Source organism: Dactylosporangium siamense, from assembly GCF_016862795.1.
GTDB lineage: Bacteria > Actinomycetota > Actinomycetes > Mycobacteriales > Micromonosporaceae > Dactylosporangium > Dactylosporangium siamense.
In genome coordinates, this window is sequence record NZ_BONQ01000033.1 from 86,007 (window position 1) to 111,721 (window position 25,715).

17 protein-coding genes are annotated in these 25,715 nt (G+C 70.0%); 5 read left to right on the forward strand and 12 right to left on the reverse strand.

Annotated features, from left to right (window positions below):
* Window positions 1-176: 176 nt before the first annotated feature.
* On the reverse strand, window positions 177-1,889 hold the full coding sequence (locus Dsi01nite_RS11400; RefSeq protein ID WP_203846062.1) for a DEAD/DEAH box helicase: 1,713 nt from the start codon (window positions 1,887-1,889) through the stop codon (window positions 177-179).
* A gap of 137 nt (window positions 1,890-2,026) precedes the next feature.
* Window positions 2,027-2,308: a DUF3039 domain-containing protein gene (locus tag Dsi01nite_RS11405; RefSeq protein WP_203846063.1), complete on the reverse strand. Its 282-nt coding sequence runs from the start codon at window positions 2,306-2,308 to the stop codon at window positions 2,027-2,029.
* Between the two features lie 62 nt (window positions 2,309-2,370).
* Between Dsi01nite_RS11405 and Dsi01nite_RS11410 the strand changes: the two genes are divergently transcribed.
* On the forward strand, window positions 2,371-3,279 hold the full coding sequence (locus tag Dsi01nite_RS11410; RefSeq protein WP_239135830.1) for a pseudouridine-5'-phosphate glycosidase: 909 nt from the start codon (window positions 2,371-2,373) through the stop codon (window positions 3,277-3,279).
* 2 nt (window positions 3,280-3,281) lie between these two features.
* A complete protein-coding gene (locus Dsi01nite_RS11415; protein WP_203846065.1) occupies window positions 3,282-4,175 on the forward strand; it encodes a carbohydrate kinase family protein in 894 nt (297 codons plus the stop codon).
* A 53-nt stretch (window positions 4,176-4,228) separates the two neighbouring features.
* Here Dsi01nite_RS11415 and Dsi01nite_RS11420 read toward each other — a convergent pair whose 3' ends face one another.
* Genes Dsi01nite_RS11420 through Dsi01nite_RS11435 form a run of 4 tightly spaced genes read right to left on the reverse strand, consistent with a single transcriptional unit; the run spans window position 4,229 to window position 6,371 of the window.
* The gene (locus Dsi01nite_RS11420) at window positions 4,229-4,585 is read right to left on the reverse strand and encodes a DUF3099 domain-containing protein (protein ID WP_203846066.1); all 357 of its coding nucleotides are present in this window, start codon (window positions 4,583-4,585) and stop codon (window positions 4,229-4,231) included.
* Between the two features lie 40 nt (window positions 4,586-4,625).
* Window positions 4,626-5,075 carry a large conductance mechanosensitive channel protein MscL gene (gene mscL / locus Dsi01nite_RS11425; RefSeq protein ID WP_203846067.1) on the reverse strand — a complete coding sequence of 150 codons (450 nt, stop codon included), beginning with the start codon at window positions 5,073-5,075 and terminating at the stop codon, window positions 4,626-4,628.
* Between the two features lie 10 nt (window positions 5,076-5,085).
* Window positions 5,086-5,799, reverse strand: a complete 714-nt coding sequence (locus Dsi01nite_RS11430; protein ID WP_203846068.1) for a HEAT repeat domain-containing protein — start codon at window positions 5,797-5,799, stop codon at window positions 5,086-5,088.
* Complete coding sequence (locus Dsi01nite_RS11435) at window positions 5,796-6,371, reverse strand: HhH-GPD-type base excision DNA repair protein (protein ID WP_203846069.1); 576 nt, start codon at window positions 6,369-6,371, stop codon at window positions 5,796-5,798. Before Dsi01nite_RS11435 ends, Dsi01nite_RS11430 begins: the two co-directional genes overlap by 4 nt.
* Before the next feature lie 90 nt (window positions 6,372-6,461).
* Here Dsi01nite_RS11435 and Dsi01nite_RS11440 point away from each other — a divergent pair, with 90 nt between their 5' ends.
* A complete protein-coding gene (locus Dsi01nite_RS11440; RefSeq protein WP_203846070.1) occupies window positions 6,462-8,051 on the forward strand; it encodes a DUF262 domain-containing protein in 1,590 nt (529 codons plus the stop codon).
* The gene (locus tag Dsi01nite_RS11445; RefSeq protein ID WP_203846071.1) at window positions 8,052-9,254 is read left to right on the forward strand and encodes a type II toxin-antitoxin system HipA family toxin; all 1,203 of its coding nucleotides are present in this window, start codon (window positions 8,052-8,054) and stop codon (window positions 9,252-9,254) included.
* A gap of 37 nt (window positions 9,255-9,291) precedes the next feature.
* On the opposite strand, the gene Dsi01nite_RS11450 is transcribed toward Dsi01nite_RS11445, so the two are convergent.
* A complete protein-coding gene (locus Dsi01nite_RS11450) occupies window positions 9,292-9,540 on the reverse strand; it encodes a hypothetical protein (protein WP_203846072.1) in 249 nt (82 codons plus the stop codon).
* A gap of 157 nt (window positions 9,541-9,697) precedes the next feature.
* On the opposite strand from Dsi01nite_RS11450, the gene Dsi01nite_RS11455 reads away from it, so the two are divergent.
* Complete coding sequence (locus Dsi01nite_RS11455; protein WP_203846073.1) at window positions 9,698-10,393, forward strand: DUF998 domain-containing protein; 696 nt, start codon at window positions 9,698-9,700, stop codon at window positions 10,391-10,393.
* 202 nt (window positions 10,394-10,595) lie between these two features.
* Here the strand turns inward: Dsi01nite_RS11455 and Dsi01nite_RS59270 are convergent, their stop codons facing one another.
* From Dsi01nite_RS59270 to Dsi01nite_RS11475, 5 genes are all read right to left on the reverse strand, one after another.
* On the reverse strand, window positions 10,596-11,153 hold the full coding sequence (locus Dsi01nite_RS59270; protein WP_505661189.1) for a DUF8467 domain-containing protein: 558 nt from the start codon (window positions 11,151-11,153) through the stop codon (window positions 10,596-10,598).
* A 98-nt stretch (window positions 11,154-11,251) separates the two neighbouring features.
* Entirely contained in the window at window positions 11,252-18,160 is a 6,909-nt protein-coding gene (locus Dsi01nite_RS11460) for a polymorphic toxin-type HINT domain-containing protein (protein WP_203846074.1), read from the reverse strand.
* 53 nt (window positions 18,161-18,213) lie between these two features.
* A complete protein-coding gene (locus Dsi01nite_RS11465; RefSeq protein WP_203846075.1) occupies window positions 18,214-21,672 on the reverse strand; it encodes a LamG-like jellyroll fold domain-containing protein in 3,459 nt (1,152 codons plus the stop codon).
* Between the two features lie 453 nt (window positions 21,673-22,125).
* A complete protein-coding gene (locus Dsi01nite_RS11470; RefSeq protein WP_203846076.1) occupies window positions 22,126-22,572 on the reverse strand; it encodes a hypothetical protein in 447 nt (148 codons plus the stop codon).
* Window positions 22,573-22,700: 128 nt separating this feature from the next.
* Window positions 22,701-25,640 carry a glycoside hydrolase family 97 N-terminal domain-containing protein gene (locus Dsi01nite_RS11475; RefSeq protein WP_203846077.1) on the reverse strand — a complete coding sequence of 980 codons (2,940 nt, stop codon included), beginning with the start codon at window positions 25,638-25,640 and terminating at the stop codon, window positions 22,701-22,703.
* Window positions 25,641-25,715: the final 75 nt, after the last annotated feature.

Consider the following 25,715-nt stretch of genomic DNA (forward strand, 5'->3'; position numbering starts at 1 on the left):
ACTGCATTTGCAGTCGCCATTTGCAGTCGCCGGCGCCAGACCGTGCGGCGCCCGCGTCGCCAATGGGGACCTCGCCCGCCATGCCGCTGTGATCGAAGTCGCTGGCGGGCCACCCAAGCAGCTCTTCGATCACGGGAAACCGGGGCAAATGGTCGAGAAGGCGAAGGGCGGGACCGTCACATCGTCTGGATGGTGGCGATCCGCTCCTCGAGCTGCTCGATCGTCGCCTGCGCGCTCGGTGGGCCGCCGCACAGCCGCCGCAGCTCGGCGTGGATCTTGCCGTGGGGCAGGTTCGTCCGGTGGTGGTGTGCCGCTACCAGGGTGTTCAGCTGGCGTCGCAGGACGATGCGGCGCTCCCCCGCCGTCTTGGGCTGCTCCGGGGCGAGGGTCACGGCGGCGGCCGGTGCCCGGCGCTTCTCGGCCGCGACCTGCTCCGCCTGGCGCTTGGAGAGCAGCGCGGAGACCTGGTCGGCGGTGAGGAGGCCGGGCAGGCCCAGGTACTCCTCCTCCTCGGGCGTGCCCGTCTGCGCCGGCAGGCCGAACGTCGCGCCGTCGAAGATGACCTGGTCCAGCTCGGCGGTCGCGGAGAGCGCCTCGAAGCCCTTGAGCAGCTCGTCGCCGGCCTTCTCCTCGCGCTGCGCCCGCTCCAGGAGGTCGTCCTCGAAGCCCTCCTTCGTCTTCGGCGCGCCGAGGACGTGGTTGCGCTGGGCCTCCAGCTCGGCGGCGAGCTCCAGCAGGTGCGGCACGCTCGGCACGAAAACGGTGGCGGTCTCGTTGGTGCCGCGGGCCCGCACGAACCGGCCGATCGCCTGGGCGAAGAAGAGGGGGGTGGAGGCGCTGGTGGCATAGACGCCGACGGCCAGGCGCGGGATGTCGACGCCCTCGGACACCATGCGGACGGCGACCATCCAGCGCTCGTTGGACGCCGCGAAGGTGGCGATGCGGCCCGAGGAGCCCTGGTCGTCCGACAGGACGACGACGGCCTTCTCGCCGGTGATCTCGCCGAGGACCTTCGCGTAGGCCCGGGCGGCGGTCTGGTCGCTGGCGATGACGAGACCGCCGGCGTCGGGCATGCCGCCGCTGCGCAGGACCTGCAGGCGGGCGTCGGCGGCGCGCAGGACCTGCTGCATCCAGTCGCCGGTCGGGTCCAGCGCGGTGCGCCAGGCCTGCGAGATGAGGTCCTGGGTCATCGGCTCACCCAGGCGGGCGGCCAGTTCGTCACCGGCGGAGGTGCGCCAACGGGTCTCGCCGGAGTACGCGAGGAAGATCACGGGTCGCACGACGCCGTCGGCGAGGGCTTCGGCGTAGCCGTACGTGGTGTCGGAGCGGGACCGGGCCATGCCGTCGGCGCCGCGCTCGTACTGGACGAACGGGATGGGATTGTCGTCGGACCGGAACGGGGTGCCGGTCAGCATCAGGCGCCGCACGGCGGGTTCGAACGCGGCCTTGACGCCGTCGCCCCAGGACTTCGAGTCGCCGGCGTGGTGGATCTCGTCCAGGACGACCAGGGTCTTTCTGGTGATCGTTCGCCGCTTGTGTACGGCGGGAGCCACGCCGACCTGCGCATACGTCACTACCGTGCCGTGGAAGTCGGAGGCCGCGTGCAGGTCGGCGTTGCGGAATCCGGGGTCGAGATCGATCCCGACCCGGGCCGCGGCGTCGGCCCACTGCTTCTTCAGGTGTTCGGTCGGCGTGACGACGGTGAGGTTGTCGATCGTGCCGTCGCTGAACAGCTCGAGGGCGATCCGCAGCGCGAACGTCGTCTTGCCGGCGCCGGGCGTGGCGACGGTGAGGAAATCCTCCCGTTTGCCGCGCAGATACTCCATCAGTGCCTTGCGCTGCCACACCCGGAGTGTCTGTCCTGACTGCACCACCGGACGCGGCGGCATGCGGCACCCCCCTGAGAAACCCACACGGAAACGCCTCCGGGTCGGTGGACCGCGAAGGCGTTGCTCAGCCTAGCGGGCGCGGGGCGGCTGAGCGCCGATCCGCGCCGAACGTCACTATGACAGCGGGACGGCAGCCGTCAGGAAGGGTCGTCGTTCTGCACGACGTTCTCGTAGATGTCCTTGCAGACCGGACATACCGGGAACCGCTTCGGGTCGCGCGACGGGACCCACAGCTTGCCGCAGAGTGCCTGCACCGGCGTGCCCTCGATCATGGCCTGCATGATCTTGTCTTTCGGGGCGTAGTGCGAGAACTTCTCGTGGTCGCCGGCGTCATACCGGTAGTCGGTCTGCTCTTCCGTGCGCTGGTCGGTGAGCGTCGAGCCGAAGCCGCTGCCGGGAGTCTCGGGAGTGGTTGTCACGGTCCCAGTCTGCCAGGCCGACGGCCGGGATGCCGCACGGCGGCCGGGGTTATCGTTGCCAGGTGATCAACCATGCCATCCGCTTCGGTGCCGAGTTCACGGCCGCTCTGGCGTCCGGCGCGCCGGTCGTCGCGCTGGAGAGCACCATCATCTCGCACGGGCTGCCCAGGCCGTCGAACCTGACCGTCGCGAAGGAGATCGAGGCGACGGTCCGCGCCGCGGGCGCGGTCCCGGCGACGATCGGCATGATCGGCGGCGAGATCGTGGTGGGCCTGTCCGACGAGGAGATCCACCACCTGGCCGGCAGCGACGACGTGGTGAAGCTCTCCGTGCGCGACCTGGCCCCGGCCGCCGCGGCCGGCGCCGACGGCGCGACCACCGTGGCGGCGACCTCGGCGATCGCGGTCGCGGCCGGCATCGCCGTCTTCGCCACCGGCGGGCTCGGCGGGGTGCACCGCGGCGCCGGCACCACGTTCGACGAGTCGGCGGACCTCACGGCCCTGTCGCGGCTGCCGATCACCGTCGTGTGCGCCGGCGTGAAGTCGATCCTCGACGTCGGGGCCACCCTGGAGCGGCTGGAGACCCTGGGCGTCAGCGTGGTCGGCTACGGCACCCGCCGCTTCCCCGGGTTCTACCTCTCCGACGCGGGGTTCGACCTCGACTGGTCCGTCGACGACCCGGCCGCCGCCGCGGCGGTGGTGCGTGCGTCGCGGGCTCAGGGCGTACACGACGGCGCGCTGATCGTGGCGAACCCGCTGCCGGTGGACGAGCAGCTCGATCCGGCCCTGCACGACCGGGTCCTCGGCGAGGGGCTGGCCGGGCTGGAGCGGGACAACGTGTCCGGCAAGGACGTCACCCCCTACCTGCTGTCGCACTTCCACGCCGCGACCGAAGGCCGCAGCCTGGACGTCAACGTGCGGATCATCCTGCGCAACGCCGACCTGGCGGCGCGCATCGCCGCCGCACTGTGACGGTGATCGTCGTCGGTGACGTGGTCACCGACATCGTGACGGTCCACGAGGGGCCGCTGGCGATCGGCTCCGACACCCTCGCCTCGGTCCGCGCCGGTGGCGGCGGATCGGCGGCGAACACCGCCGCGTGGCTCGGCTCGGTCGGCCATCCGGTGACATTCGCCGGGGTCGCGGGCGACGACGAGCCCGGCACGGCCCGCCTCGCCGAGCTGGTCGCGGCCGGTGTCACGACGACGGTCCGGCGGGTGCCGGGCGTGGCGACCGGCACGGTGGTGGTGCTCGCCTCCGACGCGGAGCGGACCATGTTCACCGACCGCGGCGCCAACCGGCTGCTCTCCCCCGCCGACGTCGACCGCGCCCTCGACGCGACCCCGGACGGGCGGCACCTGCACCTGTCCGCGTATGTCCTCTTCGACCCGGACTGCGCGCCCGCCGGCCGGCACGCCCTGCTCGCCGCGCGCGAGCGGGGCCTCACGACCAGCCTGGACGCGGCGTCGGCGGCTCCGCTGGAGCGGCTCGGGCCGGCGTTCTGGTCATCGGTGCCCGAGGTGGATCTGCTGTTCGCGAATCTTGACGAGGCGAGGGTGCTGGCCGGCCCGTCCGGCACCGCGGCGGACCTGGCGGCGGCGCTGCTGGACCGGGCCGGCGCGGTCATTGTCAAGTCCGGTGCCGGCGGAGCGACCTGGGCCGGCCCGGCCGCGCCGCCGGTGCACGCGCCCGCGGTGCCGGTCGCGCGGGTGATCGACCCGACGGGCGCGGGTGACGCGTTCGCCGCGGGGTTCCTGGCGGCCTGGCTGTCCGGCGCCTCCCCGGCGGACGCGCTGTCGACCGGCGCCCGCCTCGGCGCCCTGGCGGTGGCGCAGGTCGGCGGCCGCCCGTCGGCTACAGGTCGATGACCTTCGGCTCGGCGCCCTGGCGGTGGCGCGGGTCGGCGGCCGCCCGTCGACGGCTACAGGTCGATGACCTTCGGCTTGGCGTGCTCACGGTCGGTCAGGGCGTGCGAGGGGTCCGGATGCGACTGCTCCTGCCGGCCCTTGAACTTGTTGCGGAACCGGTGCTCGGGCCGCGGCCCCTTGTCGTTGGCGAGCAGCACCGCCGACCACGGCAGGACCACCGCGGCGGCGAGCAGCAGGCTCAGCCACAGCCAGAGCAGCGGCACCTTGGCCGTGACCAGGACCGCCGCCACGATCACGCAGAGGCCACGCAGCAGCATCATCACCACGTAGCGCCGCTCACGGGACCGGAGTTCCTCTTCGGGCGAGCGCTCGGCGGTGGTGATCAGCTGCGGTTTCGCTCTGCGTCCCATCACCACCGAGTCTGCCACGCGAGGAGTAGGCCGGTCGGGATCAGGTGTCCGACGGCCTCACCGGCGCCGAGTGCGCGCCGCCACCCGGCTCGGTCGGCCGGTTGACCGTGCCCGTCGCCAGCAGGTCCCGGATCTCGGTCAGCAGCCGGATGTCCTCCGCCGGCGCGGACGGCTCCGGCTCGACGCCCCGCTTGCGCCGCTCGGCGAGCTTGTTCATCGGCAGCACGACGAGGAAGTAGACGGTGGCCGCGGTGAGCAGGAACCCGATCACCGAGTTCAGGAACGCGGGCCAGGCCAGGTACTGACCGCCGATCGGCAGGCCCTGGTTCTTGTCACCGACCCCGATGCCGCCGGTCAGCTTGATCAATGGTTGGAGGAAACCGTCCGTGAACGCCTTGACCACGTCGTTGAACGCGGCCCCGATGACGACGGCGACGGCAAGCTCGATGACATTGCCGCGCGAGATGAAATCCTTGAAACCCTTCAGCACGTTAGGCACCCTACGACCCCGGGTGTCGCCACGCACCTGATGCACGCCGATCTAATGCCATGACTTCACGCGCCGCGGCGCTGACCTCCGCGTCACCGTCGGCGGCGAGCCGCCGAAGCGCGTCCTCCCCACCTGGCCGCCGGCTCAGCGCCCACGCGGTCCAGTACCGCACCGCGTGGTCGGCGTCGCCGGCGCCGGCGACCAGTAGGCCGGTGACCTCCTCGTCGCGCCACGGGTGGAGGCCCTGCACGGCGGCGCACCTGACGTCGGGGTCGGGATCGTGGACAGCGGCCGCCACCACGGCACGGGCGCGAGGGTCGCCCGCGCCGAAGACGGAGCTGAGCGCGCCCACCGCCTCGGCCCGCACCGCCGGATCCGGATCGGACGCGGCGTCCATCACCAACGGGAGCCACTCGGCGCGCCGACGCAGGTCGATGACGCTCAGCCCCCACACCCCGACCCGGCGCAGCCCGGCGTCATCCGCCGCGACGCACGCCAGGATCTGCGCCAACGCCTCCTCGGGCCACGCCTCGAAGAGCTCGATCACGGCGAGCTGCAGCGACTGCCCGTCGTCGTTGCGGTCGTGCACGCTCGCCCGCAACAGCGCCGGCAGGGCCGCCGCACCGCAGGTCGTGGCCAGGACGTGCGCGACGGAGTCCCGGGCAACGGTGTCACCGGCAGCCACGTGCCGCGCGAGCCGCCGCTCCAGGTCCGCCCGGTTCACGCCTTGGGTGCCTTGGCCGCCGCTTTCATCTGCTTCTTGTACTCACGGACCCTGGTCAACGAGTCCCCGTCGACGATGTCGGCCACGGACCGGTGCGAGCCGACCTCGCCGTACCCACCCGCGGCCTCCCGCCACCCGTCGGGCTGCACCCCGTACTGCTTGCCCAGCAACGCGACGAGGATCTGCGCCTTCTGCTTGCCGAACCCGGGCAGCGCCTGCACCCGCCGCAGCAGTTCCTGCCCGCTACCGGCATCGGCCCACAACCCGCTCGCGGCTCCGTCGTACCGATCGACCAGCACCCGGCACACCTCCTGCACCCGGGCCGCCATCGCCTTGGGAAACCGGTGCAACGCGGGCGGCGTCGCGAAGATCTCCACCAGCGCCTCGGGGTCGAACTCGGCGATCTCCAACGCCGTCGGCTCGTGCCCGAGCCGCTGCCCCAGCACCCACGGCGACGAGAACGCCTTTTCCAGCGGAATCTGCTGGTCAAGGGTCATCCCGATGAGCAGTGCCAGGGGACTGCGGGTGAGGTACTCGTTCGCCTCGGCGGGAATCGGCAGCGTGATGGCCATGGCGAACATCCTGCCTGCGGGCCGCCCGGATCGTCACGTGATTCATCGTGTGTCACGACTACGCTTGGGACACACGATGCTGGAGGTGGCATGGCGACCCTGGAACGCCCGCGGATCGAGCAACGTACCCCGGAAGATCTGGTGCGTGACGTCCAACGTGGCGTGGTACGAATCCCGCAGTTCCAGCGAGGGTTCAAATGGGAAGCAGGCGACATCGTCAAGCTGTTCGACAGCATCTTGCGCGGGTTCCCGATCGGCAACCTTCTGCTCTGGCGCCGACCGGCACCGGAGCAGACATTCCACGTCGGGCCGCTGACGGTCGAAGCCCCAGAGGTCGACTCGGCGCTGTGGGTGGTGGACGGCCAACAGCGCATCACCTCCCTCGTCGGCGCCCTCAGCTCGGCTCACGTCGCAACCGACGTCCGGTTCCGGGTGCACCTGGACCTGGACACCGGCGAGTTCCACACAGCCGGTGCGCGACAGCAGCCTCCCACCACGTGGATTCCGGTGAGCTTCCTGCTCGACACGGCCACCTTGCTGCGCTGGATGCGCGAGAACAGCGGTTGGCTCTCCGATGCCCACCTCGCCCTTGCCGACCAGGCCGCAAAGGCGATTCGCGAGTATCAGATCCCCACGTATGTCGTCACCACGATCGCGGAAGGACCCCTGCTCGAGATCTTCACCCGGATGAACAACGCCGGAAAGCGGCTGACCAAGGCTGAGGTGTTCCAGGCGCTGCATTCGCAGACTGCCGGCGACGCGCCGCTGACCCTGGCCGGGCTCGGTCGCGTGCCGGCGGAGGCGGGTTTCGGCGCCATGGACGACCAAATCGTGCTGCGTTGCGTGCTCGCCTATCGCGGTGGTGACATCTTTCGTGACGACTTCACCAGCGAGTTCAGCTCGGCGGACGATCGGTCGGAGACGTTCCGGGCGGTCGGCGCGGCCCTGCGGGAAGTTGTGGTCTTCCTGCGTGACGTAGCGGAGATCCCGCACATCAAACTGCTGCCGTACTCCAACGTGGTCCCGGTGCTCGTCCGGTATTTCCGGCTGCACGGCGCCCCGGAAGGGCGTGCCGCCACGCTGCTGCGACGGTGGGTGTGGCGCGGCGCCGTCGCCGGCACTCATACCCGCGGTCAGAGTGTCGCCGACATGCGCCAGCAGATTCATTCGGTGGACGCGTCCGATCCGGTGGAAGCAGCAAGCGCACTGCTCAAGCGGGTGCCGCCCACGACCCGGTTCACCGCCACGCTCGACAAGGTGCACTTCAACCAGGCGATCACCAAAATCAACGTGCTCGGTCTTTGTTCCGTGGAGCCGCGTGAGCCGACGACCGGCAGCCCGGTCGACATCGCCCGACTGCTGGATCACGGCAACCCGTTGCGGCCGATTTTCGACGATGCGGACTCGCCGCTCGCCGCCACGGTGGCCAACCGGGTGATCGTGACCGCCGGCACCGCCGGCGCCCTTCGCCTGGATCTGGCCCGGGCATCCGAGGAGATCGCCGAAAGCCACCTCCTCGACACCGACGCGCAGCGGCTGCTCACCGCCGGGTCGTCACAGGCGTTCCTCGAGCGTCGCGCCGTGGCGATAACCCAGGCGATCGAGCAGCACGTCGACCGTATGGCGGAGTGGGGCGCGCGCGACGGCAAATCGGTCTCCGACCTGCTCAGGACCGCGTAGGTGGCGACGACGGCGGAGGTCCGCCTGCACGGGCGCCGGGTCGGCTTCCTGCGCTTCAACAAGGGCCGCACCGAGTTCGTCTACGAGGACGACCTCGACGCGCCTTCGCATCAGACGCTCGGACAGATCTTCGAGGACGACCCGAGGGCAGTGCGCAGGGCCTTCACCGGCATCCCGGCCTGGTTCGCCAACCTGCTTCCCGAGGGTGCGCTCCGCAAGCAGATCATCCGCGAGATGGGCGGCGGCAACGTGGGCGACTTCACGTTGCTGCTACGACTCGGCGACTACCTACCGGGCGCGGTGTCGGTCCACGCGGAGTCCGAGCCGGCCGATGACATCGGTCCGGAGCCACCCGCGGAAACGCCGGAGCATCCGCTGCGCCACTCGCTCGCCGGTGTCCAGCTCAAGTTCTCCATCTCCAGCGACCGGATGACATCTCCGGCGAGCGGCGACGGTGGGTGGTGGATCGTCAAGCTTCCTGATCGCACCTTCCGCGACCTGCCGGCCAACGAATACCTGACCATGCGGTGGCTCGCCGCGACGGGTTTCGAAGTGCCAGCCGTCGACCTCGTCCCAGCGACGAACGTGAAGGGCGTCGCGGAAGGGCTGGCCGACCCGAACGAACTGCTCTACGTCATCGAACGGTTCGACCGGACACCCGCCGGCCGGCTGCACGTCGAGGACTTCGCACAGGTCGCGGACGTCGAGCCCTTGTTCAAATACGGTGAGCCCGGGCAGTCCTACGACGGTCTCGCCGCAGTCGTGGCCCAGCTCTGCGGCACGGACGGATATCTCGACTTCATCCGGCGGCTGGCCGCAATGATCGTCGTCGGCAACACGGACGCGCACCTGAAGAACTGGGCGCTGTGCTACCCCGACGGCCGAACGCCGCAGCTCTCCCCTGTCTACGACTTCCATTCGCTGACCATCTACAGCCAGTACCGGTGGCAACCCCTCTCGCTGAGCATCAACGGGCAGAAGGCACCGGGCAGCATCACGCTGGACGACTTCCGAGGCATGGCCGAGAGGATCGGCGAGGACCCGGAGAAGACGGCCCGCATCGTCGCCGAAACCGTCGAGCGAATGCGTGCCGCCTGGACCGGTGAACTGCTGGAAGAGGCTCGCGGACGGTTCGATCCGCTTGCCCGGCACTACGCGGAGCGGCTGCGCTCGCTGTCGATCAGCACGGGAGTCGCGGGTTGACGCGTGCCCCGACGCGTAGCAGCCAGCTCATGCGACGTCACGAATCGACACGCACCTCGTCGCGAAGCTGCTCGTCGGTCATCTCACCGACCAGCCACGCGGCGATGAAGTGTGACTGCCTGACCGACAGGCCGAACACTTCCCTGGCCGCCAGCGACGCTCTGACGTACCAGATCCCCATTCGCGGATCCTCAGCCCGGGCTTCGCGAAGAATATGCACAATGTCGCTGCTTTCGGAGAACTTGTCCCGAAAGATCGTCACCCACTGATCGCTGATGTCACGCACGAGTCCCGCCCAAAGAGTGCAAGCTTGCCGCCCGCCACGACCTCTTCGACGCTCGCGACCGGCCATGTGACCGGGGTCACATCAGACGCGATGTCGGATCCGGGGGCCGCCGGTCGAGGCAGTGGTGCAAGGCCACCACGAGGAAGGGACTCCAGCCATGACCACCACGACGATCCCCGCCGCTGCCACCGCCGCCGCCACCGTCCCGGCGCACATCCGGGCCAACCGGGTCACCAGGTCGCTGCTCGGCTACGGGGTCCTCGCCGGCCCCTTCTACGTCACCGTCAGCCTCACCCAGGCGCTGACCCGCGACGGCTTCGACCTGACCAGGCACGCCTGGAGCCTGCTGGCCAACGGCGAGCACGGCTGGATCCAGGTCACCAACTTCATCCTCACCGGCCTAATGGTGATCGCCGCCGCGGTCGGCCTGCACCGCGCGCTGCCCGCGGCCCCATGGGCGGGCCGCCTCACCGGGGTCTACGGCGCGGGCATGATCGCCGCGGGCGTCCTGCGCGCCGACCCGGCGATGGGCTTCCCCGCCGGCACCCCCGAGGGCCCCGGCACCGTCAGCTGGCACGGCCTCGGCCACCTCACCGCCGGCGGCATCGGGTTCCTGTGCGTCATCGCGGCGTGCTTCGTCGTCGCCCGGCGCTTCGCCCGCGACGGGCGGAAGGGCTGGGCGGTGTACTCCCGGATCTCCGGCGCGCTGTTCCTCGTCGGGTTCGCCGGCATCGCCGCACCCGCACTCACCGTCGGCTTCATCGCCGCCGTCATCGTCATCTGGACCTGGCTCGCCGCGGTCTCAATCGACCTGTACCGCGCCCTGCCCTGCCCGCTGACCGGCACGCCATGACGCGCCGGACCGGCTCACCCGAGCCGGTCCCGCGACAGATCACTGCCAGGCGGTTCGCGTTCGCCGGGACTTCTTGATCCTGACACGGCACCAACCACCTACGGCCTAGACAAAAGCCAGGGACCAAAGAGCAACTAGAACGTTAAGACTCGCCGACCGAACCGATTACCCGAGTCAACAGCAGATTGTCCCCCAAAATCAATCAAGACAACTTGCCAACCTCGTCTGGTATGAGTCGCATTCGATCAGCCCCCAAAATGAGTCCCGCTCGCTTGGCCGCTTCAAACGCGCTTCGCCCAACTCTAAACTGTCTTTCTGAGACATTTGGACTTAGCGGCCCGTCGAGAAATCCGGCGCGCCGAAGCTTATTGGTGGTCTGCTTCATCAATATACTCCAAACTGCGCTCACGAATTCCTGCATTGCAGGATCTACATAATCGTCACGGGATGCTGCCAATCTTCCAGAACGTAGCAAATTCCCATCAACGCAGCTCCTGAGCCATTGAATAACAGGGCCAACTTGCGGGCCGTCTATAATACCGTTTTCGCGGACTACCGCTGGCAGCACCGCTACAATGGCTGGACTCCAGATAGCAGCCACCGGTCCGCATTTACTGATCGATTCACGAACTGGCGGTGTATCGACACGCTCCCAGCACTCATTGTCAATGACCACAGCGTCGGGAAACCTGGATTTGATTGCTTCTTCCAAAGCGCGTTCATCTTCCGGCAACAGAAGAACTTCCGCCTGCCTCAACAAATCCGCACACCCCTTCCGGCCAGGATCTAGGATCAGTCCAGAATATCATTTCGACGACTGCTGCTACGCTTTACCATCTGAGCGACCCCGAGAAGGAACTATTTCGCGATCAGCATAATCGGGCCAGTTCCCCAATCCGCGATGTCGATCGCCGCAGCTAGCTCCCGTGTTGTTGGCCTTCCGGTGCGTACATATGTATCGACAGTGTTGACATAAAAATGAGATCCGTCGGGCAGCCTAAATGTAAGATCAGGAAACCGCAGACCGGGGCCACCCGGATTGCGGACCGCCCGCTCTGGCAGCTTCGCCCCGGTAGCAGCACTTCTACCTCCCGCAATATGAACCCAACTGGGATTTGCGGCAAGCACATCGTCGCGAACGTCATCGAGCTGGTTGCGCGTGGCCGCACTACCACGCCTGCCCGCAGTTCCACTTCCACTTCCAGCTCCAGTTCCAGCTCCCGTTCCAGCTCCACAGGTGCAGGGAACTCCGCCAGAGCAGTTGTGAACCAGAACCGACTCGTTGCCGGCGAGCACGTAGTAGGTGTGGATGCTGCCGACGGTGAGGTCGCGCATGGTCCGCGCACCGGTGTGGTTGTGAACGCGCAGGACCAGGATGGTGTGGTGGTCAGCGGAGCGGAGCCGGTCGCCCGGCGCCAGTTTCGCCGCATCGACCCAGTTCTGGGTGGTGTCGGACCAGAACGGGTGGTGGGCGGTGGTCTTGAGCTCCTCGGTCTTACCGGCCTCGGTCACGACCGTGACCTCGGTCAGATCCGTGTCGAGGTTGATGTGCAGATCCGTGACGGCCTGCGTGGTCGTCTCGGACGTGACCGGATCGGTGGCGAGGACCTCATCGCCGACAGCGACGTTCTTGATCGCCTTCTGGGAGCCGTCAGCCATCTGGACATGGGTGTCGGGGTCGAAGCTATGAGTACAGCCCTTGCCACCACCGCTGGTCTGGGTCGACGGCTTGCCCGCACCCTTGCCCGCGCCGCCGCCTGACGTTGTGGTCTGGGTGCTGGGCGTGTTGGCCCCGGTAGTCGGTTCAGCTTCGCCGCGTTTGGCGTTGACGTGTTCGTTGGCCTTGGCGGCGGGTTTACCCTTCGGTCCTCCCGCCGCACCTTCGCCGGCGGCGGCGGCGCCTCCCCGTGCGGCGGCCTCCTTCTCCAGTCCGGCAGCGATGTCATCGGTGGCGTTGCCGAAAACCTTCCTGCCCATACTGCGGATGAGGTTCGAAGCCCAGGACAGGAAACTGGCGGCGAGCTCCGCTCCCATGCCCCAGGCGGCACCGATGAAGAAACTCATCACGAAGTCGACGCCGTCGAAGTTGCGTTGACCCGCGATGACTTCGGACAGGTACACGGCCGCACTGGAGACCGCGCCGCAGATGGCGGTCTGGAACGGCAGGAGGAACTGGGCGTAGCTGACCATCGCGGCGACGCAGGACGCGTATGCCAGGCCGCCGATGGCCGTCTTCGCGGCGACGTCCAGGAACTCCAGGAAGATATTCTTGGTCTTGGACTGGAGGCCACTGGGGTCGGAGCGGTTGACCGGGTTGTTCTCCGAATACGCGTAGCCGTGCAGCTGCTGCGGGTCGCTGGGGTCGAGGACCGGGTCGACGCTGATGAACCGGCCGATCTTCGGGTCGTAATCGCGGGCGCCGAGGTGGACCAGGCCGGTCGGGTCGTTGTCGCCGCCGACGAAGCCCTTCTCGGTCGGCCAGGGTGTCGGCACCGTGCCGCGGGCGCCGCCGAAGGGGGTCTGCCGGCGGATCTTCGCCTGGTTGGTGCCAGCCGTGATCGTGATGTTGCAGGTGCCCTGCTGATCGGCTGCGGACCAGCTCAGGCCCGTGCGGGTGCGGACCGCGATCGTGCCGGCCGCGTGAGCGTAGTAGCGGGTGCCGCTGGACGTGGCGGTTGCCTTGTCGTAGCGGATCTCGGTGGAGCCGAGATAGAGCGTGGTGCCCTTGGCGTCGCGGCGCAGCAGCCGGTTGCCGTCGGCGTCGTAGAGGAACGTCGTCGTGGTGGTGCCCTCGGTGACCGAGGCGAGGTGTCCCTCCTGGTCCCAGTCGAGGTCCTGCGTGGCGCCCGCCGTGGTGCCGGGCCTGGTGCGGGTGTTGCCGGCCGCGTCGTAGGTGTAATTCGCGGTGCGGGTGCCGGTGTTGTCGGTGGTGGTCGTCGACTTCAGCGCGTGCGCGTTGGGCTGGCCGGTGCCTTTTACGGTGTAGTCGACCGTGACGTCGCCGGCCGCGGTGGCGTGCTCGACGGACGTCTTGCGGCTGCCGCTGCGGTCATAGGTGAAGCTGTGCCAGTAGGGCGCCGGGCCACCCAGCGCCGACGCGCTCGGGTCGGCGGTGCAGGCGTTCGACGACGGGGTCCACGCCTCGGTGATCCGGCCGAGGGTGTCCTGCCGGTAGCACTGGGTGTCCACGACGCCGCCGGTCGGGGCGTCGCTGGCCTTGATGATGTTGCCGTTGTCGTCGTAGGTGTAGGTCACCTTCGACAGTTCGTTCGGGGAGACCACGGTGCGGGCGACCTGGCTCTGCTGCAGGCGGCCGGTGTCGGCCTCGTACGTGGAGCTGAGGTAGACGGAGCCGCCGGTGCCGGTGGTGAGTCTCGTCTGGAGCAGCTGCCCGTACTCCGAGAACGTGGTCGAGTCGACGAGGGTGCTGTTGACGCCGTTGTACCGGGTCCGCAGTTTCGTCGGCATGCCGGTGGTCTGGTCGTAGTCGTAGGTGAGGGTCTCCAGCGCGAGGCCGCCGACGACCGGCAGGGTGACCGTGGCCGGCGAACCGTCCATCTTGTAGGTCGCGCCGGTGGTGTACGTGGCGGCGAGACCCGTCTCCACGCCGGGGATGGTCACGGTGGTGCCGGTGGGCTGGTACTGGTCGTTGTAACCGGTGACCGCGACGGTGTATTCGGCGGTGGATCCGGAGGTGTTGTCGTAGCGGGTCGAGGAGGTCAGGTACCCCTTGGCGAGCGTGTCGTAGGTCCAGGAGGCCAGCAGCGGGCCGGTCAGCGAGCCGGTCCGGCGTTCCACGACCCGTCCCAGCCCGTCGTACTTGAACGCCAGCGTCTGGTCGAGGGAGTTCTTGACCGTCGCCACCTGGTTGTCGGCGTTGTACGTCCGCGTGGTCTTGCCGGTGTCCGGGTCGGTGCTGTCGGTGACGCGGCCGCGGATGTCGTAGGTGGTGCTCCAGACGTTGTTCGCCGGGTCGGTGAGCGTCGCCACGAGGCCCTGACGGTTGTACTTGTAGGTGGTCTTCTCCGGTGTACCGGTCAGCGTCCGGCCGGGCCATTGCCACAGTTCGGTGGTGCGGCCCTTGATGTCGGTGACGACGGTGTTCGCCGCGCCGCCGACCGGGGGGATGGTGGTGACCCGGTCACCGCCGTACTTCCGGGTGGTGCGCCACCTCTCCGTCCCGCCCGGCTGGAAGATCGCGGCGACGGGGCGGCCCGCGTCGTCGTACACCTGCCTGCTCTGCTTGAGCACCAGCGCCGCGTTCGCCGGCGTGTACAGGTCACCGGGAGAGACCGCGGTGCTGTAGTACCCGTCGTAGGAGACCGACGCCCGGCCGGCGGAGTCGTAGAACTGGTCGGTCAGGACGTACCCGGTGCCGATCGGCGACGGCGTCTGGGTCTGCCGCTCCCGCAGCAGCGAGTCGTAGAGCTGGTAGGAGGCGACGTAGTTCCCCGCCGGGTTCAGCGAGCGCGTGGTCACGACCGTCGCGCCGTTCTGGCGGATGGTGTACGCGAACGTCGACGTGGCCCGGTCGGTGACGCCGGGTGCCCACACCTCGGCGGTGCGGCCGAGCGCGTCGTACGTGACGGTGGTCCGCTTGCCGTTGAGGTCGACGGCCGCGGCGACGGATCCCCACGCCGGGTCGTTCTCGACGCTGGCCGTCTGCTCCAGCGGGTTGGTCGTGACGATCTTCGTGACCGGGCCGCCGCCGGTGGACTGGTACTCCGTCGTCGTGCGGCGGCCGAGGCCGTCGAACGTCTCGGTCACCCGGCCGTGGTCGTCGAGGGTCCACCGGCGGGTGGTCGCGTAGGTCGCGCCGCCGGGCGTCCAGGTGTCGAGGACCTGCTCGGTGGTGACGCCGCCCCTGGTCGGCGCGGCGCCCCAGCTCTGCTGGTCGAACGCCGACCTGGTGTCGCTGATGACGTCGTCCGCCGTCGCCGGCGATTTGGAGCAGGGCAGCGCGTAGGTCTCGGTCCGGGAGACCGCGCCGAGCAGCCACGCGGAGGTGTTCCGCGCGTAGGTGAACCTGGTGCAGGTGTCGTCGTCATCGTCGGTGATGTCGCCGAGGTTCTCCACGGCGGTCGGCAGGCCGTAGTCACCGAAGGTGGTGTTGGTGGTGCTGCGGACGAACCCGCGATTGCCGTCCAGCCCGACCCGCGTCTGCACGGTGCTGACCCCGACGTAGCGGGCGTCGACCGTGGTGCTGTTGATCGTCCGCGACGCGGTGGGCGCCGACTGCCAGGCGGTGTTGATCGTCGCGCCGACGACCTGCATGTCGGCGACGTTGTAGTAGACGTTCTCCCGCAGCATGCCGGCGAACGCCTCGGCGTCGTCGACCGGTCCGTCCTCCGACGAGGTCAACTGCACCTGCCGCCGGCCCCCGCCGGGCAGCGGGTCCTCGTCCATGCCGCGGTAGAACTGCGACTCCTGCAGCGTCTGCTCGCCGGGTTTGCCGGTGCGCACCTGGACGCGTTCGTAGCCACGCCACTGCGACCACGTCTTGCGGTTCGACGGGATCAGCCCGTCGTCGTCGTCCGCGTGCCAGGCCGGGTCGCCGAGGTACTCATAGCTGTGCACGACGTCGTCGCCTGGGCCGCCGGTGGTGTCGTGTTCGACGACGACCTTCACCAGGTACTTGTGGAAGTAGTCCAGCCGGTTCGGCTGGCCTGGGAACGTGCCGCGCACCGGGTAGCACCGCAGGATGTTGCTCTCCGGGACGCTGGGCACCCGGCTGCCCGCGACGCAGTCCTTGGCGGAGTACTCGATGGTGATCTCGCCGCCGGACTCGCCACGGACTTTGTTGACCCGCCACCAGTTCATGAGTGGCAGGTTGTCGTTGGTGGCGTCGACCCGGTTCGGCATCTGGACGCCGTAGAACACGACCTCGGGCAGGGTGATCGGGGTGGTGCTGGCCAGTCCGGTGTGGGTGATCCCGGCGAGCCACAGCCCGGCGCGGGTGGTGTCGGCCGGGTCCGGGTACGTGTGCCGCAGCGTCCACTGGTCGACACCGCGGTAGCCGGTGCCGTTCCACACCTGGGTCTTGACCGACGCCAGCCGCTTCGTCGACCAGAAGGTGGGCGTGCCGACGTAGCAGGGGCTACCGGTGCACTCCAGGTCCCACGGGGTGTCGTGCCAGTTCTCGCCGTGCGTGCCGCAGTTGGTCTCGCACCGGTCGGCGGGGGTCAGCTCGACCTGGAACGGCACGGTGGAGAACTCGCTGCCGGTGCGGGTGCCGTAGTCGACGCGGCGCAGGAAGCTCGACCGCGTGTAGGAGCCGAGCGCCGTCGCGCTGTTGTGCATCGCGTACTTGCCGGACTCCAGTTCGTACCAGAACGACATGGTGTTGCCGTAGGTGTCCCGGACGTAGTCCAGGTTCCACCGGTACCCCTGGGTGCAGCTCGACGTGGCGAAGCTGCCGGTGTGGCAGGGTTCATTGGGGTCATTGCCGAAGACGGGCACGGTCTGCACCGACTTGGTCTCGCCGCGGGCGGCGGTCCAGCCGGGCAGCCGGTTGAGGCCGAACTGGTACTCGGTGCCGTCGGGCGTGGTGACCAGCCAGTACTCGCCGTCGCGGGCGCCGTTGACGGCGCCGACCCCCCGCTGCACGCGGGTGCCGTCGTCCTGGCGCAGGTGCCAGTAGCCGTCCGTGCCGTTGTAGATCAGCTCACCGGTGTGCCCGGCCATCGACAGGGACGCGTTGTTGGTCTCCCAGCACAGGTCGCCGGACTTCGTGGTGTTGTTGGCACCGGCCGACATGTCGTCACCGCACGACTTGTACCGCCGCTCGATGAAACCGCTGGAGGCCAGCGAGAAGCCCTCCCCGACGAACGACGGTTGGTTGTTGCTGGCGTCGGTGCGCCCGTCGACGCTCTGCGACGAATACGCCAGGCCCAGGTTCGGGGTCGGCCCGCCGATGCCGGGCGGGACCCGCAGCGGGTAGCTCCAGTTGAAGTCGCCGGAGGAGCCACCCGCCTGCCACGTCGCCGATGCCTGCAGCGGCGTCGCGCCGAAGTCACCGCCCGCGCCGCTCGGGCCGCTGGTCAGCGCGAGCAGCGCGGCCCCGCCGGACGCACCGGCCGACAGCGCCGACGCCGTGGTCGCGGGCACCGCGACCTGACCGGTCACGGTGCCGTGGCCGGTGTCGTTGACGGAGCTGACCGGGGTCGCCTGGCACTGGGGCTGATCCGGGGTCAGCAGCGCGCACTCGGGCAGGCGCACCAGGCGCAGCCGGTTGGCCCAGTCGGCGCCATGGGCATTGCGGAACCCCGAGTAGTCGACGGTGACGCCCACGGTCCGGGCGGCGCCGGGCCGCTGCGGGGTCAGCCGGACCAGGAGACCGTCGCGGCCGGACAGCGCGGTGGCGTTCCGGTCGAGCACGGCGACGGTGTACGCGGATCCGTCGGTGTCACCGGCAGCCGGTCGCAGCGTCACCGGCAGCGCGCCGGCCCGCTGGGCGGCACCGGCCGCGAGCCGCTCCTGCGCGGACGTGCCCCGCACGCTGCTCACGGCGGCGAACTCGACGCCGGCCGACCCGGCCGCCGGCCACGACGGCGCCGGCCTGGTGCGTTTCGCCGCCTCCGCGGCAGGGTCCGTGCCGGCCCGTCCGGCCTGCACCTTCGTCACCGGCACCGGGGTGACCTTCTGCACCGCCGGTGGCTGGTACTCCTTCGGCGGCGCGGCGACCGCGGGGTTCGCGTTCAGCAGGGACACGACGAGCACCACGGCAAGGGCGTGGACGGTCAGCGCGACACGCCGGGTGACTGTCATCGATGACCTCCGGATCGCGGCGGACAGATCTGCGGGGACGGTCCCGGGTCGGCTCACAGCTCCACCACCGCTTCTGCCGGAAGGGCACCCGGGTAGAGGGCGACCTCGTCGATGGAACCCGTGAACGGGTCGAGCGCGACGCCGCCGTATGTGGCCTGGCCGAGCACGGCCGGCCCGTTGGCGAAGAACGGCGTGGCCGGCGCGGGTTGCGACACTGCCAGAACACCGTCGATGTAGAGCGACATGGTGTGGGTGCTGGCGTTGTGCACCGCCACCAAGTGCGTCCACGTGTTCAGCACAGGCGGGGCGGGCGCGCAGGCGTCGGTCCGGTTGCCCCCGGCTGGCGAGCCGTGGATGCCGAAGGTCCAGCCGTTGCAGTGGACCTCGAACATCAACTGGAACGCCGGCTGCGCGGCCCCGGTGGTGTTGCCCTGGCTCAGCACCGTCCGGGAGCTGGTGCCGGGGTTGGTGAGCTTCACCCACGCCGACACCGTGTAGGACTGCTCGGTCCGCAGCACCGGCCCGCTGGTGACGCTGTAGGCGCTGCCACCGTTGTAGACGGCCGCGGCGTTCGGGGTGCCGTCGCGGTTCGGCCCGTAGGTGACGGCGGCCGACTGTTGCAGCGGCGACCGGCCGACGATGTCGGTGCCGTCACCGTCAAGCTCCCAGCCGGCGGCCGGGACGCCGCCGGGCGGACCGATGAGCCTCGCCACCTCGTCGGAGAAGATCTTCCGGTCCCAGACCTGCAGGTCTGACAGCTGTCCCGAGAGCTTCTCGACATTCTCGAAAAGGCCGACCGTATAGCCCAGGTTCAGGTCTCCGGCCACGTCGCTGGTGCCGGTGACCGCGACCGTGCTGCGCACGATGCCGTCGACGTACAAGGTGATCGCCTGCGCACCGGAGTCGTAGACACCGGCGACATGGGTCCACACGTTCGCCGGGGCCGCCACCGGCGCGCAGGCCTGGAACAGGGTTCCGGTGGTGTTGGTGAAGCGGAACGCCCAGCCGCAGCTGCCACCCTGGTACATCAGGTGGAACGACGACCGGTTCAGCAGCCCTCTGTCCCGTGTGCCCGCGCCGACGATCGCCGCGGTTCCGGTGCCGTCGAGCTTCGCCCAGGTGGCCATCGAGAAGCTGGTGGTGCTGCTGAACGGCTTCGGCAGCGTCGCGCCAAAGGTGGGCGTGCCCGGGGAGAAACCCGTCGCGGTCCAGCCATTGATCATCGGACCGGGCGCGCCGGTGGTCGCGCCGGCGATGGTGCCGTGCCGCTCGTAGCCTGAGGAGTCGGTGAGCGTCGTGGCACCGGCCGGGTCGTCCAGATGCCACTGCCCGGCGGCCATGCTGGGGTCGTCGACCTTGAACTGGTACTGCAACGGCGCGCCGGGGGCCGACAGGTTGCCGGCGGCGTCCACGGCCCAGACCCGCAGCGTGTTCAGACCGCCCATGGATGGCGTCGCCTGGATGGTCACGGCGTGGGTGACGGCGTTCGCGGTCAGGGTCCGGGTGCCGTCCACGGGGGGTGTGGTGGTCGGGGTCAGCGCGTACACGTACTTCTGGACGTCGCCCGGGTTCGTCGTGGGCGGTGTCACCGTGAAGGCGCCGGTGACGCCGCGGCCGCCGTGGAACTCCCCGTCTTCCGGGTAGGTTGCGGACGTCACCGCCGCCGGTGTGCCCGGCGCGTCGGTGTCCACTATGTACTCACAGAGCTGGCTCTGCGGTCCGGTCGCACCGGCGCCGTTGCCGTCCGTTACGACCGCCGTGACCCGGTACCTTCCGCTGGTCTGTGGGGCGGGCAGCTCCAGCGTCGCGGTGCCGCCAGCCGGCACGTTCTGCACGGTGACGTCCGGCAACACGCTCACCCACGTCGCGGCTGTTTGGCTGACCCACTGCTTCTGCCGGGTGAACGTGACGGCCAGCAGCGAGTCGTCGTCGGCGTCGCTCGCCCTGACCCGCAGCACCGGGGTCGAGCGGACCACCGGGACCGTGCCCGGCACGCAGGCCAGACCCGGCTCCTGCGCCGTGCTGGCCACCGTGAACTGGTCCGGCGCCGAGGGGATCGAGTTGTATTCGACGGTCAGCTTCGGGTCGAGCTGGTAGCGCCGCCACGCGTAGGGATCGCTCTCGCCCGCCTCGCGCAGGCCCACGGTCGTCACCGGCGCGCCGGAGTTGATCGCCGCCTGCACGGCGCCCGCGGCGTCCCACTCGACGCGGCCCTGCGCGCAGGCACCACTGCCGTTGAAGCGGCGGGTCTGGTTGTTGGAGCTGAGTTTCGACAGCCACTGCAGTCCGGTCTCGGCGCTGTTCCACGTCATGCCGTTGCTGATCCGGCTGGTCTGCCACAGCTGGGCGGTGCCGGCGGTGCCGCCGCACGACTTGCCCGACCAGGACTGGGTGATGGAGAACGTCGCCGATTTCAGCTGCTTGCCGATCAGGCCGCTGGTGTCCATCTCGAACACGGACCGGGCGGTCGTCGTGCCGGAGAAGTCCTGGTAGCCGACCCGGACGACGCCGGAGTTCGACTCGTCGGTGTCGCAGTTGACGCAGGTCCGGTCCCAGTAGGAGGTGTCACCGAACTGCTTCCACAGCATGACCCAGTGGTTGCGGCCACCCGGCCAGGTCGGGTCGACGTAGACCGGGTAGACGGTGTCGGCGGCGGTGAACAGCGACGCGTCCGGCACCACGGCCAGCTCACCGGGGGTGATCTCGGTGCGCATGGGCCGCTGCTTCGCCGGCAGCGCCTCGGCCGGGTCGGCGCCACCGTTCACCGTGGACGCGCGCCGCGTGCCGGCCTTGACGCCGGAGTCCCACATCGTCGGCGTCGACCCGCCGAACACGACCGTGCCGGCGCCGTCGACGGCCGACACCGCGCCGGTCCCGGCGTCGGTGCGCAGGCTGAGACCCTTCGTCCGGGTCTTGAACGTGAGCCGCTTGAGCGCCGCGTGCTTCGCCGCGGCGGGGGTCTTCACCACCAGGACCTCGGAGAATCCCTCGACGTCCGCGGTGAGGCGCAGGTCGACGCCGGGCAGCACGTCCGGATACGTGGCGTGCGGACCATCGAGGACCGGCGCGGGCAGGGCCGCCGTCCAGTCCAGCACGAGTTCCTTGTCGCCCTTGCCGATCCGGGCCACCGGACCGGTGCCGCCGCCGGAGAACACGATCGGCAGCGCGGCGGCGACCGGCCGGACGGTTCCGTCGTCGGCACGGCGCAGCGTCGCGTCGGCGGTGACCCACTGCCCGCCGGCCGCGCGGACCCGCTCCGCCTTCAGCGAGATCTCCGCCGTCATCGTTCCCGACGGGTTCGCGAAGACCAGCGCGGTCTCCGAGCGCCCGGTGAGCACCTCCACCCGGCGCCGGCACTGCTTCGCCATCGCCCGCGCGGCGGACGCGTCCTGTGCCGATTCCCCGCACGGCTCCGCCGCAGGCACGGCGGTCGCGGGTAACACCGCCACACCACCGGCGACGAGCACGAGCGTCAGGAGGCGCCCGATCGTTCCCAGCCCAAACCGTCCCATGACCCACCCCGTCTGTCGTGGCACCACCGGGGTGGAACTCAAGCGGAGATCGTTACTGTTCCACTCTTCGATTGGTACTCATTCGCTCACAGCTCCAGGGGTGGCCGGGTCGAGGAGGTGTCGTCGACCAGCTGGGTGCCCGGTGATGCCGTAGGCGAGCCATGGCAACCTTGCCCGAATCCCAGGGGCCGAGCTGCTTGGCGACCGTGGCGTAGACGCGGCGGTCCGAGCCCCGCGAGTCCCACTCGATGTCCAGGACGACGGGAGTGTGGTCCATCGGCCCGAACAGCTTGGTCCAAACCCCGCCACCGCAGCGTGACCAGCATGTGACAGGGGTCAGACAGGGAGCCGATGCTGGAACCGAGTCGGCCTGCACCGCGCCCTGCCCACCGCCCCTATGGGCCGGCCGCCTCACCGGGGTCTACGGGCGCGAGGAGCAGCGCCGGGCCTTCGTCAACGCGGAGGTCTCCTCGACGGGGCGGCGCTCATCGGGATGACCGCGATCGCGAGCGCCAGGGCCGCGAACGCCCATGTCGGTGCCAGCCCCACGGCGCGGTTCGACTCCTCGGAGCCGATCCAGGTGGTGTGCAGCTGCCAGGCGGCCAGCCCGAGCAGCACATAGGCGGCCACGGCATACCCGACGGTCAGCGGCACCCGCCAGGGCACGGCGAACGCGACCGCTGCGACCAGCAGGCCGACCACCGCGACCGGCGCGACCGTCAGGGTGAAGTCGAAGAACGCCCATTCGCCGGGGCAGTCGGTCCACGCCGAACACCCCGCCGGCGCGCCCGCCCCGCGCAGCACCACGGCCGAGCCGGCGTCGGCGCGGAACAGGGTGGCGAACGAGACGCCGAGGAGCGCGACGCCGGCGAGCACGCCGATGAGCCGTCGAACAGGCATCGCCGGCCGTCCTTCCCCGTCAAGGGCGCCGGCGTGAGCGGCCCGGCCCCGCCCAGGATGCCGGACCGCTCACAGGTACAGGAAGACGGGACGTCGATCGGGTTCAGGACGACGGGACGTCGATCGGTTCAGGACGACGGGATGTCGATCCAGGCGCGGACCGACTCGTGCGCGTCGGGGGTGGCCGGGTCGAGGGAGGTGTCGTCGACCAGCTGAGTGCCGGTGGTGCCGTAGGTGATCGTGATCCAGCGGCTGGTGATGCCGGTGATCTCGCCCCAGTGCTCGACCTTCTCCCAGGTGCCGCGGGTGTACTTGTACTGCACGAGGGTGCCCTCCATGACCGGGACGGTCACCTCCCAGATCCCCGGCTCGACCTGGACCATGGCGACCTTGCCCGGGTCCCAGGGGCCGAGCTCGGGCAGCGAGCCCGGCATGAACACCGTGTCGCCGGTGGGGGTGCCGGACGGTACCCGGACCCGCCACGTCACCTGTACCAGCTGCGCTGACGTCGTCTGGGTGACCTCGGCCGACGGGATGGACACCAGGCCGGCCACGACGGCGCGCACGACGTAGGAGTACGTGTTGCCGATGGTGACGCCGCCGTCGACGTAGCCGGCGGACTGGACGGTGGCCACAGGGTCGCCGTAGACGCCGCCGGCCGGTTTGCGGAACACCTGGTAGGACGCGCCCGGCACCGGGTCCCAGGCGAGGGCGACCACCGAGCCGGCGAAGCGGGTCACGGCGAGGTTCGCCGGGGCCGGGACGGCGCCGGGGGTGTGGTCGAGCCGGATGGTGACCCGGCGGCCGCCGACCGTGACCACCACCGGGTGGTCGCCGGTGAGGCGGAGCTGGAAACGCACGGTGGCGGTGGAACGGGCGTCGGCGCGCACGTAGCCGGTCTGCCGCACGCCGGCGGCCGTCATGACGACGTCGGTGCCGCCGGGGACGGAGCCACGGTTGGTCACCGTCGCGGTGATCGTGACGATGTCGCCGCTCTCCACCGCGGCGGGCGCGTCGAGGGCCGTGACGGTCAACGCCGGCCGGGTGTACCGCGGCAGCCGGTCGCCCCTGGTCGCGGGGCGGAACCGGACCGCCTGGCCGCCACTGCGCTCCAGGGCCGCGGTGAACGTGTCACGGGCGGTGACGATGGACCGGTCGACGGCCAGCGGGACGGGGTTGGTGGCGTAGTCGGTGGCGGCCGCGTCGGTCCAGGACTCGGCGACCCAGTCGCCGCGGCCGAGGAAGTCGAGCCGGAAGTCGAGGGTCTGCGCGCGGTCGCCGGTCATGGCGCCGACGTACCAGTCGCTGCCGGAGCGCCGGGCGGTGACCAGGTGGTCGCCGATCGCCGCGGACAGGACCCGGCTCTCGTCCCAGCGGGCCGGGACTTGCTCGATGAACCGCAGGCCGGGCGCGCCGGCGTAGTGCTCGGGCAGGTCGGCGGCCATCTGCACGCCCGAGGCGTAGTTGAGGTAGTACGACAGCTGCTTGGCGACCGTGGTGTGGACGCGGCGGTCGAGGCCCTGCGGGTCCCACTCGATGTCCATGATGCCGGGGGTGTAGTCCATCGGCCCGGACAGCATGCGGGTGAACGGGATCGTCAGTGTGTGCTCCGGCGAGTTGCCGGCCGAGAAGGCGTCGTACTCCTGGCCGCGGACGGCCTCGCGGGCCAGGGCGTTCGGGAAGGTGCGCACCTCGCCGGTCGCGTGCACGCACTCGTGGCAGATGACGTTGATCTTGTGTGCGGCGGCCTTCTGGAGCACGAGCCGGAAGTGGTTCACGGACCGCTGCGAGTAGGTGTACTGCCCCGGGATCTGGCCCACGTAGCCGGTCTTCAGGTAGTGGATGCCGAGCCGTTCGTAGAGGGCGAACGCGGCGTCGATCTGCGCCTCGTAGTTGTCGAGGTTCGCGCCGGTCTCGTTGTGCGCGACGAATTCCACCCCACGCGACTTGCCGTAGGCGACGACCGCGGGCAGGTCGAAGTCGTCGGCGGGCGTGGTGAAGTCCTGGTCGGCCCACGAGCCGTCCCAGCCCTTGTTCCAGCCCTCGGCGAGCAGGCCGCCGATGTGGTGCGCGGCGGCGAAGTCGATGTACTGCTCGGCCCGGGCCGTGGTCGCGCCGTGCCGGGGACCTTCCTCCCAGGTGTACTGCTGGTGCTGCATCGCCCACCAGATGCCGACGTACTTCGTCGGCTTGATCCAGGAGGTGTCACCGGCGCAGACCGCGGTGCACGGCGGGTTGAGGTTCTCCAGCAGGTGCGAGTCGACCAGGCCGGCGGCGTCCCGGGTGATCGTCAGCGCCCGCCACGGGGTGGCCCGGCCGGTGGTGGTCACGACCGCGGCCGCGCGGTCCGGGGTGGGCGTCAGCGCGGCGCGCAGCTTCCCGCCGTCGCGGACCAGCGTCATCGCCGCGTAGTCGACCAGGTCGGCCTCGTGGATCGACAGGTGCGTGCCGTCCGCCCAGCGGAACGTCGCCGGGGTCATGGTGTCGCCCATGGCGCTGTACGCCGTGGTCCTCCACAGCTGCTCGTCGCCGTCGTAGGCCAGGTTGCGCGGCGTCCACCAGGCGGCCGGGTCACCGGCGAGGGCGAACTCGGTGGCCTCGTCGGCGATCTCCAGCCTGGCCAGGCCGTCCTGCTCCGGCACCGAATACCGGAACGCGACGCCGTCGTCATACGCGCGGACGATCAGGTCGAAGCGGCGCCCGTCGGCCTGGCGGAGCCCGACGGTCAGCTCGCGGTGGCGGTCGCGGACCGTGGCGTCGGAGCCCCAGACCGGCCGCCAGGTGCTGTCGCGGCTCGTGGTCGCGGTCCCGGTCACGCTGACGCCGGCGCCGAGGGTCGAGCCGTCGGTGAGTCGCAGGCCGAGCGCGGAGGGGAGCACGACGCTGCGGCCGTCGCGTTTCACCGTGTACGTAAGGAGCCCGTTCTCGGTGCTGACGGCCAGTGCGAGCCGCCCGTCGGGCGAGGTGACCCGCACCGTGTCGCGGTCCGGTGGATGTCCGGCGTTGGCGGCGCCGGTGGTGCTGAAGGTGATCAACAGGGCAAGGATGCCGGTGGCGGCGGCTCTCATCGATGTCTCCCCGGAAGATGTAACCGGTTGCGTGCTGGGAAGTCTTCGCCTGTCGCAATATCAAGTCAAGTCGCG

What these genes read in the sequence shown, in the direction of transcription:
- Dsi01nite_RS11420 (WP_203846066.1), bottom strand. Translation starts at nt 4,585, where the DNA reads ATGGGACGCAGAGCGAAACCGCAGCTGATCACCACCGCCGAGCGCTCG.
- Dsi01nite_RS11435 (WP_203846069.1), bottom strand. Translation starts at nt 6,371, where the DNA reads ATGGCCATCACGCTGCCGATTCCCGCCGAGGCGAACGAGTACCTCACC.
- Dsi01nite_RS11400 (WP_203846062.1), bottom strand. Translation starts at nt 1,889, where the DNA reads ATGCCGCCGCGTCCGGTGGTGCAGTCAGGACAGACACTCCGGGTGTGG.
- Dsi01nite_RS11460 (WP_203846074.1), bottom strand. Translation starts at nt 18,160, where the DNA reads ATGACAGTCACCCGGCGTGTCGCGCTGACCGTCCACGCCCTTGCCGTG.
- Dsi01nite_RS11455 (WP_203846073.1), top strand. Translation starts at nt 9,698, where the DNA reads ATGACCACCACGACGATCCCCGCCGCTGCCACCGCCGCCGCCACCGTC.
- Dsi01nite_RS11475 (WP_203846077.1), bottom strand. Translation starts at nt 25,640, where the DNA reads ATGAGAGCCGCCGCCACCGGCATCCTTGCCCTGTTGATCACCTTCAGC.
- Dsi01nite_RS11440 (WP_203846070.1), top strand. Translation starts at nt 6,462, where the DNA reads ATGGCGACCCTGGAACGCCCGCGGATCGAGCAACGTACCCCGGAAGAT.
- Dsi01nite_RS11470 (WP_203846076.1), bottom strand. Translation starts at nt 22,572, where the DNA reads ATGCCTGTTCGACGGCTCATCGGCGTGCTCGCCGGCGTCGCGCTCCTC.
- Dsi01nite_RS11465 (WP_203846075.1), bottom strand. Translation starts at nt 21,672, where the DNA reads ATGGGACGGTTTGGGCTGGGAACGATCGGGCGCCTCCTGACGCTCGTG.